This is a genomic window from Arthrospira sp. PCC 8006, assembly GCF_046480465.1.
Classification (GTDB): Bacteria; Cyanobacteriota; Cyanobacteriia; order Cyanobacteriales; family Microcoleaceae; genus Limnospira; species Limnospira platensis.
Genome location: NZ_PKGG01000090.1, coordinates 1 through 18,696, shown reverse-complemented (window position 1 = coordinate 18,696; position 18,696 = coordinate 1). Strand labels below are relative to the sequence as shown.

The 18,696-nt window shown below is 43.5% G+C and carries 19 protein-coding genes; 5 read left to right on the top strand and 14 right to left on the bottom strand.

What is annotated here, in order from left to right; translation table 11 throughout:
• The 6 genes from B9T16_RS14360 to B9T16_RS14335 all read right to left on the bottom strand — a co-directional run.
• On the bottom strand, positions 1-3,719 hold a 3,719-nt coding region (locus B9T16_RS14360), incomplete at its 3' end, for a DUF4347 domain-containing protein (RefSeq protein ID WP_410245084.1).
• Positions 3,720-4,370: 651 nt separating this feature from the next.
• Entirely contained in the window at positions 4,371-5,642 is a 1,272-nt protein-coding gene (iscB, locus tag B9T16_RS14355; protein ID WP_014276798.1) for an RNA-guided endonuclease IscB, read from the bottom strand.
• Between the two features lie 265 nt (positions 5,643-5,907).
• Positions 5,908-6,048: a hypothetical protein gene (locus B9T16_RS14350; protein ID WP_157888675.1), complete on the bottom strand. Its 141-nt coding sequence runs from the start codon at positions 6,046-6,048 to the stop codon at positions 5,908-5,910.
• 93 nt (positions 6,049-6,141) lie between these two features.
• Entirely contained in the window at positions 6,142-6,399 is a 258-nt protein-coding gene (locus B9T16_RS14345; protein ID WP_006618719.1) for a hypothetical protein, read from the bottom strand.
• 153 nt (positions 6,400-6,552) lie between these two features.
• Positions 6,553-7,755: a GNAT family N-acetyltransferase gene (locus B9T16_RS14340; RefSeq protein ID WP_006618718.1), complete on the bottom strand. Its 1,203-nt coding sequence runs from the start codon at positions 7,753-7,755 to the stop codon at positions 6,553-6,555.
• A 36-nt stretch (positions 7,756-7,791) separates the two neighbouring features.
• Positions 7,792-8,496: a RibD family protein gene (locus B9T16_RS14335; protein WP_410245083.1), complete on the bottom strand. Its 705-nt coding sequence runs from the start codon at positions 8,494-8,496 to the stop codon at positions 7,792-7,794.
• Positions 8,497-8,643: 147 nt separating this feature from the next.
• Here B9T16_RS14335 and B9T16_RS14330 point away from each other — a divergent pair, with 147 nt between their 5' ends.
• Positions 8,644-9,492: an alpha/beta hydrolase gene (locus tag B9T16_RS14330; protein ID WP_006618716.1), complete on the top strand. Its 849-nt coding sequence runs from the start codon at positions 8,644-8,646 to the stop codon at positions 9,490-9,492.
• Positions 9,493-9,566: 74 nt separating this feature from the next.
• Here B9T16_RS14330 and B9T16_RS14325 read toward each other — a convergent pair whose 3' ends face one another.
• The 4 genes from B9T16_RS14325 to B9T16_RS14310 form a co-directional block, all read right to left on the bottom strand.
• The gene (locus tag B9T16_RS14325) at positions 9,567-11,507 is read right to left on the bottom strand and encodes a methyl-accepting chemotaxis protein (RefSeq protein ID WP_006618715.1); all 1,941 of its coding nucleotides are present in this window, start codon (positions 11,505-11,507) and stop codon (positions 9,567-9,569) included.
• A gap of 143 nt (positions 11,508-11,650) precedes the next feature.
• Positions 11,651-11,908 carry a hypothetical protein gene (locus B9T16_RS14320; protein WP_014274669.1) on the bottom strand — a complete coding sequence of 86 codons (258 nt, stop codon included), beginning with the start codon at positions 11,906-11,908 and terminating at the stop codon, positions 11,651-11,653.
• A 48-nt stretch (positions 11,909-11,956) separates the two neighbouring features.
• Positions 11,957-12,262 (bottom strand): hypothetical protein, encoded by a 306-nt coding sequence (locus B9T16_RS14315; RefSeq protein WP_014274668.1) that lies wholly within the window; start codon positions 12,260-12,262, stop codon positions 11,957-11,959.
• Positions 12,263-12,272: 10 nt separating this feature from the next.
• Positions 12,273-13,421: an AAA family ATPase gene (locus tag B9T16_RS14310; protein WP_006618714.1), complete on the bottom strand. Its 1,149-nt coding sequence runs from the start codon at positions 13,419-13,421 to the stop codon at positions 12,273-12,275.
• Positions 13,422-13,559: 138 nt separating this feature from the next.
• Here B9T16_RS14310 and B9T16_RS14305 point away from each other — a divergent pair, with 138 nt between their 5' ends.
• Positions 13,560-14,063, top strand: coding sequence for a 2TM domain-containing protein (locus B9T16_RS14305; protein WP_006618713.1), 504 nt, complete (start codon positions 13,560-13,562; stop codon positions 14,061-14,063).
• 142 nt (positions 14,064-14,205) lie between these two features.
• A complete protein-coding gene (gene rpmF / locus B9T16_RS14300) occupies positions 14,206-14,382 on the top strand; it encodes a 50S ribosomal protein L32 (protein WP_006618712.1) in 177 nt (58 codons plus the stop codon).
• A 58-nt stretch (positions 14,383-14,440) separates the two neighbouring features.
• Here rpmF and queA read toward each other — a convergent pair whose 3' ends face one another.
• Positions 14,441-15,559, bottom strand: coding sequence for a tRNA preQ1(34) S-adenosylmethionine ribosyltransferase-isomerase QueA (gene queA / locus B9T16_RS14295; protein ID WP_035735493.1), 1,119 nt, complete (start codon positions 15,557-15,559; stop codon positions 14,441-14,443).
• A gap of 339 nt (positions 15,560-15,898) precedes the next feature.
• On the opposite strand from queA, the gene B9T16_RS14290 reads away from it, so the two are divergent.
• The gene (locus B9T16_RS14290; protein ID WP_006618710.1) at positions 15,899-16,288 is read left to right on the top strand and encodes a hypothetical protein; all 390 of its coding nucleotides are present in this window, start codon (positions 15,899-15,901) and stop codon (positions 16,286-16,288) included.
• 43 nt (positions 16,289-16,331) lie between these two features.
• Here the strand turns inward: B9T16_RS14290 and B9T16_RS14285 are convergent, their stop codons facing one another.
• On the bottom strand, positions 16,332-16,769 hold the full coding sequence (locus tag B9T16_RS14285) for a YraN family protein (RefSeq protein WP_006618709.1): 438 nt from the start codon (positions 16,767-16,769) through the stop codon (positions 16,332-16,334).
• Positions 16,770-16,889: 120 nt separating this feature from the next.
• Between B9T16_RS14285 and B9T16_RS14280 the strand changes: the two genes are divergently transcribed.
• On the top strand, positions 16,890-17,339 hold the full coding sequence (locus B9T16_RS14280) for a pentapeptide repeat-containing protein (RefSeq protein ID WP_410245085.1): 450 nt from the start codon (positions 16,890-16,892) through the stop codon (positions 17,337-17,339).
• 111 nt (positions 17,340-17,450) lie between these two features.
• On the opposite strand, the gene B9T16_RS14275 is transcribed toward B9T16_RS14280, so the two are convergent.
• Positions 17,451-17,624 (bottom strand): hypothetical protein, encoded by a 174-nt coding sequence (locus B9T16_RS14275; RefSeq protein WP_014274662.1) that lies wholly within the window; start codon positions 17,622-17,624, stop codon positions 17,451-17,453.
• Positions 17,625-17,868: 244 nt separating this feature from the next.
• A partial coding sequence (locus B9T16_RS14270; protein WP_410245082.1) for an SLC13 family permease occupies positions 17,869-18,696 on the bottom strand: 828 nt, incomplete at its 5' end.

Here is an 18,696-nt window from a genome sequence, read left to right as displayed (position 1 = left end):
TCCGGTTCCGGTTCCGGTTCGACTTCCGGTTCGGGTTCAACTTCAGGAGTCGGTTCAGGTTCCGGTTCAGCTACAGTTGAAAATTCATAAGCGCCAATATCAAATTCAAGGGTTCCATTTCCATCACCATCAATAGGACGAGGTTCGCCGCGTTGGTCGGTGGATATTTCCGCATTGACACCACCATCGATCGCCGGACTTCCTTCTAATAACGGATAGAAATAGGTTTCGTTTTGATGTTGTAGGGGACCCAATAGAGGATCGGCGATAGTAATCGTAGCCGTGGCGTTATAATCATTAGCAAGGTTCGTGAGTTTTTCCAGCCATTGAATGTTACCACCACCATCAACTAATTCGCGGTTAGTGTGTTGTTGAATTCCCCAATTATTCGTACCGTTATCAGCAGTATTATTGTAGAAAATCGTATTTCGGACCGTAACCGTTTGGTCAGCAGAGGCGGCGATCGCTCCACCCACCCATCCCGCGTAGTTTTCCGCAATGGTAGTATTGATGATCTCAGTAGGACCATATAAAGCCATCGCACCACCATTTCCAGAGGTCGTCAAAGATTCGGCGCGGTTTCCCGAAAAGGTGTTATTAGTGATGACAGTCGGCGCATTCATCATCCAAATTCCACCCCCCTGATTAGTGGCGGTGTTGTTAACAAAAGCCGTATTTATGACTTCAAATCCTTGATTTAAGCCATTGTTCATCTGAACGATCGCACCACCATTTCCGCCATTTCCACCGGGGAGGGGGAGAATTTGATTATCCTTAAAAACGCTCGCTTCAACGATGACATTATCTTGGGTTCCCGTGTACAGATAAGCCGCACCACCTTCACCTCGTCCGCTATTTCCTTCAAACAAACTATTCCTAATGGTAATAGTTCCTGATGTATCATTACTAGATGTACTGGCGCGATCGGTGTAAATTGCGCCACCATATCCCCGTAAAGAAGGGTTATCATTTCCAGTGTCGTAAAAGGCGGCGGTAGTCGTATTATTAATAAACCGGGAATTTTCAACCGTTAACCGACCATTTAAGCTGTTAATCGCCGCGCCATTAATGCCTTCATTTTCGACAAATTCGCTATGGGTTACGGTAATTTCATCGGGTCCCCAAAAGGCGATCGCACCCGCACCTCTTTCGTCATTCCCCGCGACCGCTTTATTCCGATTAAAATAACTTTGATTAACCGTCAATCTTCCCTCAAAGGCACTAAAAATTGCGCCGCCACCCTGGTCAGCCACATTGTCGTTAAAAGTGACATTTTCGACTGTTAAAATTCCTTGGTGTGTGGTCGCAATACCCCCACCCCTTTCGGGAGTATATCCGTTGGCGATCGTCAGATTTTGAATGGTTAAACTGGTGGGATTTGCTGAGGTTGAATTAACATAAAATACTCGGTAACTGTTATTCCCACTGATAGTCAGATTAGGATTATTATTCCCGTCAATAATCAGGTTTTTACCCACCGGAATTTCTAACTGTCCTCCCGTCAGGGTAATAGTATTTCCCCCCGTGAGTTCAGATGCAAATGTAATGGTATCCCCTGATTGCGCGTTGGCGATCGCATCCCTTAATGAACCCTCACCCCCATCATTATTATTAGTAATAATTAAACTGGGTTCATTGATGGTCGGAATCATCTCATAAGCACCCACATCAAACTCTGCTGTACCACTATTATCTCCATCCACCGGACGACTTTCTCCCCGCTGGTCTGTGGTAACTGTATTAACAACAATTCCGCCATCAATCGCTGGACTTCCAGGTAAAAGGGGATGAATTAATACCCCATTAATTTCCTGTAAATCTCCCAGCAGTGGATCGGTTAATGTAACGTTACTGGTAATTAAAGTATCGTTAGGGTTCAATTCATTTGATTGAATGTTACCACCGCCATTATTATATGTAGTTCCTGTGTGATGGTTTATATTCCAATCATTGCCGCGATTATTGGCTACATTATAGGCGGAAATTGTGTTAGTTAAAGTCACATTATCCCCACCACCCCAAAAGCCACCGCCTTGACCACCTGCGTAATTATTCGCAATAGTAGTATTGATAATATTGGTGGGATTAGTACCATTGGCGAAGGTAATTCCACCCCCCAAGCCATCACTTCCATCGGCTGATTCGGCGCGATTTTCGGAAATAGTAGTATTGGTAATTGTCACTGGAGATGTTTCTCCAATCCACAACCCACCACCTTGACTTTGGGAACGATTATTAGCAAAGGTTGTATTGTTAATAGTTAACTCTGCATTACCATGTCGCAGTCCGCCACCTAACGCCTGTCCGCGAATACTTTCGACAACCTCATTATTAATAATTTGGCTATTTTCGATGATAACACGGTCAGGAGGATAAGCATATAAGAACAGTCCGCCACCCTGTCCAGCACCTGTATTTCCCTCAATTAAACTATTGCTAATCCGAATTTCTCCCCCCACTGGTCCGGGTCCAAAAGTCTCGCCTGAAGCATTAGCACCATCGGTAAAAATTGCGCCGCCAAAACCAGATGGATCACCCCCTAAATCTCCAGGGGTGGAGTCATTATTGAGAAAAGTTGAACCCTCAATAGTTAAGTCCCCTAACAGGTGATTAATTGCGCCGCCATTGATGCCTTTATTGTTGGTAAATGTGCTGTCAATTACTGTCAGAGTTCCGGCGCTTTTGGTGGCGATCGCACCCCCTCCCCGTTCACTTCCTCCAGCGGTGCCATCATTACCATCAAATTGGCTATTAATGATGGTTGTATTACTTCTAAATCCGGTGAAAATCCCCCCCGCAAACTGGTCACGATTATTGTTAACTTGGCTATTTTCTAAGGTTAAAGATGTCCGACTCGCCATGCGAATACCTCCGCCAGCGCCATCTTCTCCTTCTCCTGTGGCTAAACCGTCGGCAATAATTAGATGTTTTAAGGTGACTGATGGAGGGATAAAATCAGGACTTATTTGGATTTCAATAACCCTAGTATTTCCGCCGCCACTCAGGGTTAATCCTGACGCAGATTCTCCGTCAACAGTGATGCTTTTGTCAATGACTAATTGTTGGCTAAGGTTAATGGTTTGACTTGACAAACTGCTATCGAATGTGATAACATCCACATCACTGGCATTGGCGATCGCCTCCCGTAAAGAACCAGGCCCAAAATCATTGGTATTGGTGACGGTAATAGTACCGAAAGTTCCCCGATAAGAAGCGATCGCTTTTGAGGTAAAGGGTAAATTTAACTCAACGGTCGCGGTAGAATATTCTAAATGCCAATAGTCAGCACCGACAATTTCCTGTGAGGCGGCGACTGTTGCGCCGGTGATTTCTGCTAACTGCTCGATAAAATTAGTTCCGGTGGCGGCGGCGACCCGACAACCATAAAGGAATAAGGTAGCTGTTTCTGATAAAGCCTTGCGCCAACTGTGAAGGCGATCGCTTTTCAGGGTATCGCTATTAACAACCCCATTCCCCAAATATAAACAGCCTGGACTGCCATGGGACAAAATATGAACCTGGGCAATTTTTTCACCCAGACTGCTATAATCAGATAGTATAGTCGAAATCTGTGCTATCCCATCTTGATGGCGATCGAGAATAATTCCTTGGCCGTCTTTGACCCCATCTAGGAGTTGTTCGGGTGTTTCTACATTGCGATCGATAAAAACGAGGGTTTTAGGCTTACCGCTAGGGGCACACCTTGGACGTTTAAACATTTATGAGACTCCAAGAGGGTATATTTGGTATATTCAACCCTGGAGTTGTAAATTCAGGTTTAACTGGTTAATTTATCAAGTAAAAGAATTGGTACCCCCCTTCAGCCACCAGGAGGAAGCACCAATCCTATTGACTCACCGCCCAACCTAAAAGAGCGTTAATTGGAATCCTTAATTGAGTTTTAAGATGTTTCCTATTGAGTCCTATTCTATAAATAACAGATTTTGATTTAAATCGCCTCAGTATTTTTACTGAAATTTTGACGGATTTTCTGAGGGTGAGTAGGAGCAAAATTACGGAATTTACGGTTATATCAACTCTACCAAAGCCATGGGCTAATTAGGAGTAACCAATTTTTTACCCCTAGGAAGTGCAAAAAAACCGTAGCCTGGTAATAGTGGCTACGGCTGGTATTTCACAAGTAGTTATAATCGCTTAGATTAACGGTGGTTATCAACCTGGGACTTAATCGCGATTAAGAACAATCAGTAAGCGCAAAATAAAGATAAACAGGTTGATGTAGGTGAGGTACATGGACAAAGCGGCGGGAATAGGCTGGTCATCACGTAAACCTCTGGGGAGCGTGGAAGCCCCGTGTCTTTAGACCGGGGAGGAAACGGGACCGGGGGACTTTAGTCCCCGTGAATCTTTCAAGCATAGGCGTAACCATCCTTTCGGTGAATAGGTTGGCAGTATTTGTGGTTGATGCCTGTCACCCGTCCCGAGGCGGTGGTCATATCAAAACTGCCAGAGGCACGGCAGAGAACCCGTCCTACATAGGAGCCAATTTTCTTCCCGGCCGTGACCGTAGCCGTGACGATATCGCCAGTCTGAAAACCGTTGTGAATTTGCTTCCTGGAGCGGTGACGAGTGGGGAATCCGTACTTATTCGTCCCGCACATCCGACGAGTTCCATGCCCCTTCGCTAGAATCAGCAACGGTTTTGACGTGACAATATCGAGTGATTCGACGTCTCCAACACAGGCAGCATCAAGCCAATGAGCTTTAGGTAGGTTAAGCCGAAGTCGATTGAACTTCGTTTGTCCGCCGGTTCCTGTAGTTACTGGGACTCCTGTGGCTTTGAGAGCGTTGAACAAGGCCCATCGGGTTGAGTTAACGGCAGCCGCATCGTTAAGGGGTGATTTGGCCTGCCTCAGAAGACGACTCAGGACATCAGGCTGGCCCGATAAAAAATCCCGAATGTCCCCATTGCCTTTGGCTTGATTGCATGAGTGGCAAGCGATCGTCAGGTTAGACACCCGGTCAGAGCCCCCCTTAGACCGGGGCTGAATATGCTCAACTTCAAGGGGTACATGTTTAGCACCACAGTAAGCACAGGTTCGGCCCCACTTTTCCAACAGGTATTCCCGGACTTCGTAGCCTTGTAAGGCTCCCTGCTGATACTCAACACCTGAGATCTCAGGGTTTTCCATCAATTGTAGGTCGAACCGTACTAGCTCTTGAACAATGCGGCCCACTGGGGCAAGTCTACGGAATCGGTTAACCCAGGTCATCAGGGTATCGACTCGATGCTGCAAGCTCGGAGCCAACCAACCCTGGGGACGAGTCCGATTCAAGAACCGAGCCGGCCGATATTGGGTCTTGCGGTTTCGTCGAGAACGTCGCAGTTGCCGACGAGACCGCAAGGCTTCTACTATCTGCTGTCCTCGGTGCTGCAACTCGGCAGCAAAGATGATTCGATTCCCTTGCTTCAGGGCAATTCCAGTGACTTTAGAGCCTGGGTCTAATTTGAGTTCGATCGGTTCAGGATTCCCATGAACCTCCTTATTGAGAATAATGGTGAATGGGTAGCGTCGAAATACCGATGCTTTTCCGGCTTTGAGTAGGGACCGTGCGACCCCTGGCTGGCAGGGGGTCAGGGGCCTACGGTTGGTATCTAAAACGAAAACATGATTAGACATTGTTGCGTCTCTTCTGATTGCTCGTCACCTTAAAAATGTGGGGGTATGGTTGCCCCCAACTCTGCAAAGCAGGTAAAGTTTGCCTCGTCAATGTTATAAAAGCTTTTTGGGCTAACTACACTTCCTTACCCCTTGTAAAGATGTTTAATAGTTAACGATAGAGCGAGAGGCTGGCAAGCACCTCAAGGTATCATGGCTTAAATAACGTAGCCAGTTAAGGCTTAGACTGGTCAACTAACTGAGGAATCCGAGGCATGAAGCCCCGTTACTTCAGTACGGGGTGCTGACTGATGCGATCGATATCTTCCGCCATTAGGGCGATCGCATTACTGACAGATAACAGGGTGATTACTCCGGCTGCTATTATAGCTTGCACCGGACGCAAACAATTTTTAACTAGACTCATGGCGCACCTATGGAAGTATTGACTGGGTAGGAGTCTGAACCTATCCCATTCCTTACTTCTGAGGATTTAGGATTTATCCGGTTGAGTTAGCAGTTATAGGGAACTGGCACTGTCTGGGGCAATTTCCACCCCTCCTTGCTGCACTATTTTTTGGCGATCGGTAATTAGATCGCTGAGGGTTTCAATGTTCTTGATTCCCATATCATGACAAGCCTTTTTTAAGCTGCTTTGGAAGGCTTCTATATCTTCTCCATATCCACAATTGCGGGCAGCTTCCTCTAGTCCCTGTTTGGCACTGGATTTCGCACAATTTACTAGATCAGTTCCTTGCAATCTGGGGGAATTTGACATAATTATTGTTTATAGATTTGCACACCAGTTAAATTATAGCAAATTTGGTCGGAATTATTATCTATCTGTGGGGGGATATTTTCTAACTAACTATGACGACTAGGCTATGGCGGGTTAAGACCAACCACAGCCAGTCTGGGGGAGGTCTCGTGGCTATCCCGAAAAATTAGTTAAGCTATTATCGGTGAATGGTAAATCTTGATTAAGGTAGTTAATTTCCTGTTTTTCCATGTCATTAATGCGGTGAATATAGTTGCGGAGAATTTGAGAGAGACGACCATCATAAAAACGATGGAGACTGTAGTTAGGTCTGGCTGGAAAACCGCGACGCTGTTTATGTCGTCCTCCCGCCCCAGGGTCAAAGGATTGAATCCCGTGATTAATCCCCCATTCAATAGGGGAATAATAACAAGCATTAAAGTGTAAACAATCGATATCTTGTAAACTTCCCCAATAGCGACCATATAGGCGATCGCCTTTAGTCAAACAGAATGACATCCCCATAGGTTGGCGATCGTCTAATTCATTATATGCCGCCACAAAAACCACCCGGTGACGATAATCATGATGTAACTGTTCAAAGAATTTCCGAGTCAGATATTTACTTCCCCACCAGCCAAATTTATCGCAGGTACTCCCATAAAAATCATACATCAGGGAAAACATTGATTTAGGGATATCATCACCCGTCACAATCCGCATTTGTAGACCCACTTTGTCTAAGGCTTTTCGTTCTCGTTTGATATTACGGCGTTGATTAGCATTAAAGATTTTTAAGTAATCATCAAAACTATTATATCCTTGATTTTGCCAGATATAACTATGGTGTAGCCAAGGGGTAAATCCCTGTTTGTCCAGAGTAGACTGCCATTGACGATCCACATAAAGAAAATGGCAGCCAGAAATTTTATGGTTAATACAAAAGCGATCTATTTCATGCACCATTAACCCCGTAATTTCGTCTTCATCCTCAGAGGGATCCACTAAAAATCGATAGCCTTCTGCTGGCGTAAAAGGCGACATCCCCAACATTTTAGGATAGTATTCAATCCCCAATTGATAAGCCAAATCAGCCCATTGGTGGTCAAAGACAAACTCACCGCGACTGTGACCTTTGAGATATAATGGGGCTGCCGCGACTAATTGAGAATCTCGCCACACTGTCAGATGATTGGGTAGCCAACCCGCCTGTCCCGTCGCACTACCAGAAGCCTCCAAATTATGCAGCCAGTCCCATTCAAAAAACGGAGTTTTCAGGGGTTGGGCGAGTCGATCCCACTCCGACTGAGGGACTTCGGAAATTTGATTAATCCAAGCTACCGAATACGGTGATTGATTTGAGTGTAAGGTATTCATGCTGAAAATTAAAAGCGCTATGATATTCTAGCGATTTTAATGGGGAGATTTAACCCGATAGTGCAGAAATACCTCATCATCTACCTGTTGGACACTCAACAATTGTAAATGGGGTGCGAAGCGAGATAAAAATCCTTCTCCGTCCACGGGAGTCGGTGATGTGGTTCCCCCCAAAATTAGGGGACAGACGGTCAGGTGAAACTCATCGATCGCATGGTGGGCTATTAAAGATGCTACTAGCTGACCGCCGCCTAAGACCGCTAGTCTTTGTATATCCCGGTCTCTGAGTTGCTGTAACGCTTCTGACCAGGTGATCACTCCATTGGAGTCGTCCGCGACGATCACTTGGTCGAAGTGGTCGGAAAATCGTTTCCAAGGCTGACCCCCTAAGAATGTGGTCAGTAACCACTTGGGAACAGGCTGTTGAAAAAATTTGAGGGTTGGGTTAATTTTTCCTGATGCGGAACAGACTATTTGAACCGGTTGGGGGGGTTTTCCGTTTTTTTCCCGATCGCCTAACAATTCCGTTGAAGACACCCTTAAAGCTGTTCCATAGGCGGCGAGAGTGCCGTTTCCGAACAGTACAGCGTCGGCTTGGGCAATTTGTCGTTCTAGGTGAATGATATCAGCATTAGAGCCAAATCGGGCAGGCGATCGCATCAGATCAGCAATTTTGCCATCCGCACTCATGGCTAAAATAACAGTAGTGTGGGGTCGGGTGGTTGGAATTATCTCATCCATAAGGGCCTGGTTTTGGCTCTCGACTTGCTATTAGTAATCTTAAAACAGGGTCTGACAAGATGCAAGACGCTAGATCTAGCTTAGATCTACTAGTCGTGATCGGCGCATCGGTATTAATTTGAAAAAATATACATCAGATTTAATTCTATGATTTCATTGTTCCCTAAAGCTATCTTAATTATCACTGTCCTGACTATAGTTAGTTATCTCATTATTTGTGTCGGGTTGCTTTTGTTTCAAAATCGGTTGATTTTTTTCCCATCTAAGACCATTGAAAAAACTCCCGATTTGTTAGGGATGCTATATCAAGAGGTTTGGTTAAAATTACCCGATTCCACATCAGAAAGTGAACAGATTAATGGTTGGTGGATTCCTGGCGATTCCGACATAGTGATTTTGGATTTGCATGGGAACAGTAGTAATATTGGTGGCAATTTAGGCTATGCTAAACAATTTCATCATCTGGGATTTTCCGTGTTTTTGATAGATTATCGAGGTTATGGTTGTAGTAGCGATCGCTTTCCCTGTGAACAACGAGTTTATGAAGATGCCGAGTTAGCTTTTAATTATTTGGTTAATTCTCGAAACATCCCCCCTGATAAAATTGTCGTATTTGGGCATTCTTTGGGAGGTGCGATCGCTATTGAATTGGCTACGAAACACCCCCAAATTGCTGGATTGATTATCGAAAGTTCCTTTACTTCTATCCTCGATATGGTCAAGGTAAAGAAACAATATCGGATTTTTCCAATTAATTGGTTATTGCATCAACGATTTGATTCTCTTGCGAAAGTTCGGGAATTGAAAATGCCGATTTTATTCACCCATGGGACCGCTGATGAGTTGGTTACCGCCAGTATGAGTGAGCAGTTATACCAGGCTTGTCCTGAACCCAAACAACTGCTGATGATTCCTGATGCTGATCACAATCATGTCAAAGAAATGGGAGGCGATCGCTATCGGGAAACCATCAAGAAATTTGTGGAAAGTCTGTAAAAAAATTTTATCTTTCATGGGTCTAAACCCTCTGGACTTCCCCATAAATTTCACCCGATTTATATGGGGATAATTTAATAATTTAAATTTAAATCATTCATCATCTCTAAAACCTGTTCAATAGCTACTGATTGCTGATTAATATTGAGAGAAATAGTCTGAGAATTTTCTACTATACTGTTAATCCCATTAACCACCTCATTAAATCCGGTTTTACTTTCCTCTGTGACTCGGACTGTAGAACTCATCGCTTTTTGAATATCATGTACTAAATTGTTAATTTCTGCTGCTGAGGATTTACTTTGATCAGCCAGTTTCCGAATTTCATTGGCGATCACATTAAATCCTTGTCCACTATTCTGGTCAGCTTGTACCGCCTCAACTGCAGCATTTAAAGCCAATATATTAGTTTGATTAGCTAAATTACTGACTATAGTAGATATTAAGCCAATTTTGACAATTTTATTACTTAAATCTGAGATTTTATAGGCAAGTTTATTCACCGTTTCTTGTAAGCCATCCTGGCAATAATTATCATCAGATTCCCGATAACCTTTAATCAAATATAATACCTGTTTAGCCGCTAATGCTGCCTTAGAAGCCTGTTCAGCGGAACCCCTAGCTGAACTGTTTAACTCATTCATAGTTATAGTGACTGAATGCACTAACATTTTCTGATTTTGTAGTGTTCCTTGTAATTCTTGACTTCTGGTAGATATCTCAGCAGCCATGAGGTTAAAAGAGTGAGCCAAACAACCTAGTTCATCCTGTGTATTATCTGGAATAGACACATTATAATTACCTGCCGAAATTTTCTGAGTCCCATTAATTAGTTGTTGCAATGGTGCAGATACTTGTCGTTTTAAAACCACCCAAACTAGGAGCATTAATGATAATAGTAAAATTACTTCAATCAGGATATTTGCTAACACAAAATTTACGGATTTTTTTATTAAAATTGACCGAGGAAAAACAGTTACAAAATACCAGTCAATACCCGGCATTTGGCGAAAAACCAGGTATTGATTATCTTCATAATTAGGTATTATGTATTGATTTGGGGGAGCATTTGTAACTAATTTAAATATATTCATTAAGTTACTATCCTGCAAATTTTGGATCTTAACCGTGGTAGTGCTATCTTGAATTTTATCTATTAAGTGGGGATGAGCGATTAACTGACCATCCCCTCTAAAAATTAGGTTATATCCTCCTTCAATATGCACATTAACTGTTCTTTCGATTAACTGATTTAGGGTGATGTCATGACCAAGAGTTCCTATGGTTTGACCATTATAATCAACGGGGGTTGAAGCCGTGACTAACCAAAGCTGACTAACTGGTTCATAATAAGGTGTAGTCCAAACGGTTTTTCTTTCCGGGTTATTCTCAGGAGTGGCGACTAAATACTCTGGTTTTTGGGGCATATAAAAGTTAGCATCAGCTTCTTTAACATAATTAGGAACTTCCGGCCAATAAACAATTGTAATATTTTCCGGGGTCATAATGAAGGTACTGTCAAAACGATTATGCCACGCCCTCCCGTAGGATTCGATTAACCTTTGTAAATCAATGACTTTCCGACGAATTTCTGGGGTGATTTCTAAGGATTTATCAATATACACTCCCGCCTGGCGTTCACCATCAAAATTGACAGGGTTGTTACGGATAACCCCGTCCGGGTATCGGATGAATAAATTATTAAATTCCTCTTCTAAATTAGCGGGGGATGGTTGTGCAAATTCCCTCAGAATTTCGGCTTTCAGGATAGCATGATTATCAACCGCTAAATCAAAGATTTGCTGTTCTCTGGCTACTCTTTCCACCACAGACTCTTCTAGTTGCGTTAATTTCTGATTTCTCAATGCTGATATCGCTTGCATATAATTAGCGATCGCACTACCTGTCACTATTAAAACTGCACATACAGTAATCTGAAATAAGGTTTTTCTGGTCAGAGAACCTTTGGGGGAAAACTGCGATTCCGGGTGATTTTTGCCATGGGAGTTTAACATAATTATATGAATTGATTAAGGATTGAGGGTGCTGTGATCATCTACTATGATTATATCATAACAATTATGTAGGGTTTGTCCTAGTGCTGCTCTAAATATGTAAAATTTTGGTAAAATTGGCTCAACCGAGTTATCAGTCTGTATTAATTCCATGTAGGCTGAAAGGCTATGATTACATCCATGGCCCGCCTGAGACTAGCAGAATTAACCTTAGCCCCTTCTATTGCCCATGATTCTTGTACAAACTTAATCAGTGGATTATTATAATCTTTACCGACTTTGGCAGTGCTTTCTGCTGGGGGTACAATGGCATCTTTTAAGGCTTTTTTTCTGCATCTACGACAGAGGTTGATTAAATACTGTTTCGGGTCGTCTATATCATCAACATCCGTGGTAATCAAATTAGGTGAAATACCTAAAAATTTAGCAAATCCTTCTCGGTCAGCCAGTCACCACGATTCTACTTCTTTCACAGCTACTCTAAAAAGCAGGTTAGGATGTTTGGGCTGAGATTTTAACCATTCATTAATAATCGCCAATGGACATTCAGATTTATCTAAATCAGTTAAGACTAAATAAGCCATTCCTTTGGCTGCATTATTAAATCCGCACAAGTTTTTTTTGAGATAACCATATCCGTTTTTGTGAAAACAATGACCAATCAAAAAAGGACGTTGAGAATGCTGAATCATTTTTTTTAACACAGCCTCACTCAGGATATCTTCACAGGCTAAATTAATGGGAATATCTGTCATTGATATCAACTTATTGGAATAAACTTAGTTGTTGAATTTGAGGGGGGACTGTCTGAGGTAATGCAGCATCTGCTATAGTTAAACCTCCTTCTAATAGCAGTCTAATGTTGTCATCACTAGAAGCTATTTTAACTTCGGTTCCCTCCGGCTTAGGTATCATTAAGATAACTTCTTGGCCACCAATACCCTGGTCTGAAAGTAAATCGGCACTATGGGTAGTAATAATAACTTGCCGTTTTTTGGATCGTTGTAGTCGATAAATTAGGGGAGGTAGCTGGTTAATAATTCCCGAATTTAATGATAATTCTGGTTCTTCTAGTAATAACAAGGAATCGGATTCTAACAAAGACCATAGTAGTCCAATGAGTCTTAATGTACCATCAGAAAATTGGTCTTCCCTTTGTTTTCCGGCTTGGGGTCGCCAATGTTCATAAATAGCCTCTAAATGAGGGACACCCATTTCGTCTTTAGTATCGGTTAAATTTTTTAACTGGGGTACGGCTAACTTGAGGGCTTCTTCAATTTTTTTTAGTCGTGATTTGCGGGTTTTTTCTGATGTCTTGGCTACCCTTTCTAAAAAAGTTCTGCCAAAGGGATCTTCGAAAAGTCCGGGGGTAGCAAATGCTTCGGGGTGGCGAACCAATTGGGGAATTATATGTAAGTATAAAATCGATTCTAAAAATTTGGCAATGTCTCGAAATTGGGCATTGGCATTAATTTGTTCTAAATAGGTTTGGGTAAGTCTTAACTCATCTCGTTGATCATCTCCATCAGGTCGATTGATAATTTGTTGGTGGTGATGCCAGACTCTTTCATAGGCAATAATTGGTTCATTTTTGCCACCTTTTCTCTGTTTAAATCCTATGGCATATTTCCAAAGGGGTGCTGTGGCATTTGGTTGGGATAGGTGAATTTCGATTTCTACATTAGGATAACGGCGGGCGGAAAGACTCCGAATTTTAGAAACTCCACCTCGATCGCCTACGGCTTTTTGGAGACCGCCGCCGGGTTTGGCTAAATCCCTTAAAAATCTGAAAGCATCGAGAAAGTTGGACTTACCGCAGGCGTTGGGACCGACTATAAATATACGATCGCATAAGTCCACCTCAACGGCACGAAAGTTGCGCCAATTTTTCAGGATTATGTATGATATGATCATGTAAATTACCGTAATTTTAGCTATAGTATAACTGAATATATCTCTGGTGTTCGGATAATCGGGGAGTGTGGCGACTGCTCAAATTAGTCAAAACTTGCTAAAATCGCAGTTATCAGAACACTTATCAAGACATTGGCTATGGAAAATAATCTAAATACAAACATCAGTCCCACTTCTATCCAACAAGAAGATGCCCAAGAAATTCTACAAATTGCTATGGCTCGCAGTCAAGAAACTGGGGAACTCACCCGCACCCAGTTGGAGGAAATGGCAATGGAGTTGGGAATTAGCTCGGAAAATTTACAGGCGGCGGAATTAGAATGGCAGACTCGGAAAGTGGAGTTAACCGAAAAACAGGTATTTAATCAGGAACGTCGGCAAAAATTACGGCAAGATGCTGTTAAATATGCGATCGTTAACTCTTTCCTAATTTTATTAAATCTGGTGACTACCCAGGGTATGGCTTTTGCTTTAACGATCGCTTTATTATGGGGTCTAGGATTGAGTTTGCAAGCCTGGAAAGCCTATCAAACTCAGGGAGAAGCATACGATAAAGATTTTGCTAAATGGCGGATCAAAAAGCAGCTAGGAAACTCCCTAGGAATAATTGCAGGTCGCGTCATTAAGGGCATTCAATCATAATAGTTATCAATTAATTGGGTGTTGGGGTTTAGCTGAGGGGTTGGGGGNTTGGGGGTTGAGGGTTGAGTGTAGCCGATGCCATATTGTCGCCGAATGTGATATAATCAGAGTTTGTCTTGTTAAATTTGAGTTTAATCTGGTCATGGCTGTTCCAAAGAAACGAACCTCTAAATCCAAGCGGAATATGCGAAAAGCGACTTGGAAGCGCAAAGCTAGAGTCCAAGCCGAAAAAGCCTTATCCCTAGGTAAATCGGTCCTTACAGGTCGGTCTGCAAGTTTCGTCTATCCGACAGATGATGAGGAGGGCGACGAGGAATAACCCGGGGATGTTGGTTGAAAAGCCGGATGTCAGTTTTTGTTGATGTCCGGCTTTGGGGTTATTTTTGAACGGCTGCTGGCAGAATCAACATGGCATCACCAAAAGAGTAAAAGCGATATCGGTTGCCGAAATCATTGGGTGGTTGTTCTAAGGCATCCTGATATAATTTCATGAGTCTTTCACGACCAATTAAAGCTGATACCAACATCAGTAAACTCGATCGCGGTAGGTGAAAATTAGTAATCAGTCCATCAATGACCCGCCAGCGATAGCCGGGATAAATAAATAGGTTAATTTCGCCGCAGTAAGGTTGAATAGAGCGATCGCCAGAATTTTGGGCGGCTGCTATACCTTCCAAAGTCCGCACTACGGTAGTTCCCACGGCAATGATGCGACCACCACGGGCGCGGGTTTGATTGATTTTCTCGACGGTTTCGGGAGGCAATTCGACCCATTCGGCGTGCATTTGGTGGGTGGTAATATCCTCAACTTCCACGGGACGAAAAGTTCCTAAGCCCACATGAAGGGTGACGAAAGCGTGATCAATGTGTTGCTGAGAGAGTCTTTGAAATAGTTGTTCTGTAAAGTGTAACCCGGCTGTAGGTGCGGCCACCGCCCCAGGGCGATCGCCATAAATAGTTTGATACTGTTCGGCTAAAGCCTGAGAATCGGTAACATAGGGAGGAAAAGGGATTTCGCCAAATTGATCTAAAATAGAAACCAAAGATTGGCCTTGGGGAACCTCAAACTTGAGCAACCTTCCGCCCGTACTGGGGTTAGTATCGATAACGGTAGCATAAAGTATTTCGCCGCCAGATTTGGACTGAAACTCGAGGCGATCGCCTATCTTAAACCGTTTTCCGGGCTTGACCAAAGCTAACCAACAGTTTGGGGCTTGCTCCTGTAGCAATAAAATCTCGATCGCCGCCGATCGACTCTTGCGACCGTAGAGACGGGCGGGGAGTACGCGGGTATTATTGAGAATCAGTAAATCCTGTGGTTGTAATAAATCTGGTAAATCCCGAAATAAACGGTGTTGATGGGACTGGGGCGAATCCACCACTAACAGGCGGGATGAGTCCCTAGGGATTACTGGATTTTGAGCGATGCGATCGGGAGGTAATTCATAATCATACCCCTGCAAAGTTCTATCTAATTTGTCCACTACTTCTGTCATTCCCAACACTAAAATCGCGCTTTCTGAGGTAAACTTGGGTAGAATCCCCCAGATCAGAACGGGTAATTTTCCCCTATTAAAAGGGGTAATATCCCGCAATGATATAAGTATAGCCTTGTCAAAATAGGAAATACAGAACAGGGGATAAGGAAAAATGGAACAGGGGGTAAGGAATTTTTCTGAAAGCCTGCGGCTGACAGCTAACACCGGACACTCGAAAGCTAGTAACCGATACCCTGATCACTATTGGGTTACCACCGCAGCAGGTAACAAGTCCTTAACCATTTAGGAGTTGCAAGCGGGTGGGGGGAGACAGGAAGACGCGGGAGAAACAATGGAATGGAATATCTATACTACCTTGCCAACACGAGTTTAACACTGAGAGTTGTTGATTTTCTTAGGGGTCAGACTCACCTTCCGGTCAAGTTTATGACCGTGATTCATCAAATTGACGGCTGGATCATCAAAGTTAAGATGAGTGAGTATTTAACGCCCCACCAACATGGTGATTTTAGGGCTTTTATGTACGAATTGGGGATTCCCTATGAACCGGACATTCGTATTCAGATGGCTTTGTGGGCTCTGGAAACTGGACAATCTCCCTTGAGTGTGATGCGTCGCTACCAGGTGGCGGTGGTTTCTCATGGTAGCCCAAATCGAGAGGATATTGAAACATTCCGCACTCAGTTTGTTAGGGGTCTGGGCTATTGTCCAGAGGCTTTAGCCTGAGGTTTAACTTGATTGTTTTGCTGGAAGTTTCGCTAATGCACGCTCAGGGAAAGGCTGATTCGATATAGTCTTCTAGGGTAAGCTGATAGGCTTCTATATGAATGGATTTACCTGGTGTCACAATCTGAGGTGATGCTGCGATCGGGTTGTTTGTTGCTGGGTTCTGGTGTTGACATCTAACTAGGGCGACATCGAATCGACAAGGATGATTACTGAAATGGGGATGGGCGCTTAAAAAGTGTTCTGCGGTTCGGATCAGTTTGGCTTGTTTGGTCGCAGTAATGGCTAAAGCACCGTTTGCGTCCCAGTTTCCTCGACTGCGGGTTTTGACTTCTACAAAAATTAGGGCGGTTTCTCGATGACCAATGAGGTCGATTTCTCCCCAACGACAATGATATTGATGGTATAAAATCTGCCAGCCCGTTTGTTGTAACCATTGTGCGACGAGTTGTTCTCCCAATGTTCCTATATGACGCGACATTACAGTAAACTCAATATAGATTTTTGGATAGATAGATCAAAAGGTATGGGTTTCTCGTTTCCCAGGATAATCAATAGGACAATTCTCTCGCGTATAGCAGCGATCGCTTTAATTTTAGGGATGGGTTGGGGACTAATAGCTAYTATTACCACATCGCCGGCGATCGCGGAAAACTACGAAAAACGCAATCTGATAGGTGTGGACTTCTCAGGACAGGACCTCAAGGACTCCGAGTTTGATTTTGCTAACCTACAGGGTAGCAATTTCAGTCATACCGACCTACGGGGAGTTAGCCTATTTGGGGCGAAAATGCAGGATGTTAACCTAGAGTCTGCTGATTTACGTCTTGCTACCCTAGACACGGCGCGGTTAGTTAGGGCTAATCTCACTAATGCTTTGCTGGAGGAAGCCTACGCCTACAATGCGGATTTCCGTGGGGCGATTATTACTGGGGCTGATTTTACTGATGTCATGTTGCGTCGAGATCAGCAACAACTGCTTTGTGAAGTGGCGGACGGTACAAATCCAGTAACAGGACGCGATACCCGCGAGACTCTCTACTGCGATTGATTGACTTTCGATCAGCAGACCAAACAACAGGGATAACCTGAGAAGCCATTGCGAATCCTAGGTTATCTCCCGAAATTGCCGGGTTTTTGGCTGTCACTCAAAAAAGCTCTCCTAGTTGGCTTCCTGAGACAATAGTTCTTTCAGGTTGATTGTGGCGGCGACATCATCTGGGGTGGCTTGGGGGTGGCTTTTGCGCTTTGTGTAAGATACTAACGCGGGGATGGAGATACAGATAGCGCCGTTTACCAAAGCTAACAAAAGTCCGTAAGCTATATAATGATCCATTAATACACCCTCCTAAACATCGGGTTGATATTTTTTCAATCATTATCACATTATGGATAGTGAAAAAGCAATGGTTTTAGGTAAGAATTACTTGTCAATCCCATAAGTTATCTCAATCAATCAATGGTTAGAGGGTGAGTATTTATACTTATTAATTGGGGTTGATTTCCGAGGATTTTAGTTGAATTAGTGGCTACTAAGATGCACTCAGTTTAGCTCAATTGGAGTATAGCACAGATGACTGTCAAAAGATCACCCAAATGTAAGTAATCGTTAATGTTATGACTGTTAAGGGAAAGCCGAAACGGAGGTGTTCCCAAAATGATAGGCGATCGCCTCCAGATGCGGCGGCTTCTACGGTAATTAGATTGGCTACAGAACCAAATAGGGTGAGATTCCCGGCTAGAGTGGCTGAGGCGGCTAGGAGAATCCAGCTTGAGGTGGCATCTGGGGGAATAAATGATTGTAGGAGTAAGACGGTGGGGACATTAGAAATTATGTTGGATAATAAGGCGGTAATAACTAATAAACCTAGGGGATAGGATACCCAAGTTGACAGATGATTTAACAGTTGCAAAGATTGCACACAGTACGTGAGGATAAATAGTCCCGAAAACATTACTAATAATGACCAGTCTACTTGTTGTAAGACTCGCTGAGGTTTAATCCTGCGGGTAATCAATAATATGGCGGCGGCTAAAAATGCTGATTCTGCTAGGGGAAGATTGATGATAAAAGCGGTTAATAAAAGAGTGGTGACAATTATGGTTTTAATCAGGAGGGGACGATGTAAGTATAATGGTGATTGAGTGAGGGAATTTGAGGGGAGAGGATGTGATATTCGCACTTCTGGATAAAGTAGGCATAAGAGGCCAATTTGTAGCCCTAAACCTACTATGGCGACGGGGGTTAAGGTCTGGGCGAATTGTAGATAACTAATTCCGGAAAAGGAACCGACGAGGATATTTTGGGGATTACCGCTGAGGGTGGCGAGGGAACCGATATTGGTGGAGGCGGCGATCGCTAATAAATACGGGACAGGATTTAATTTGAGCGATCGGGCTAATTTTAA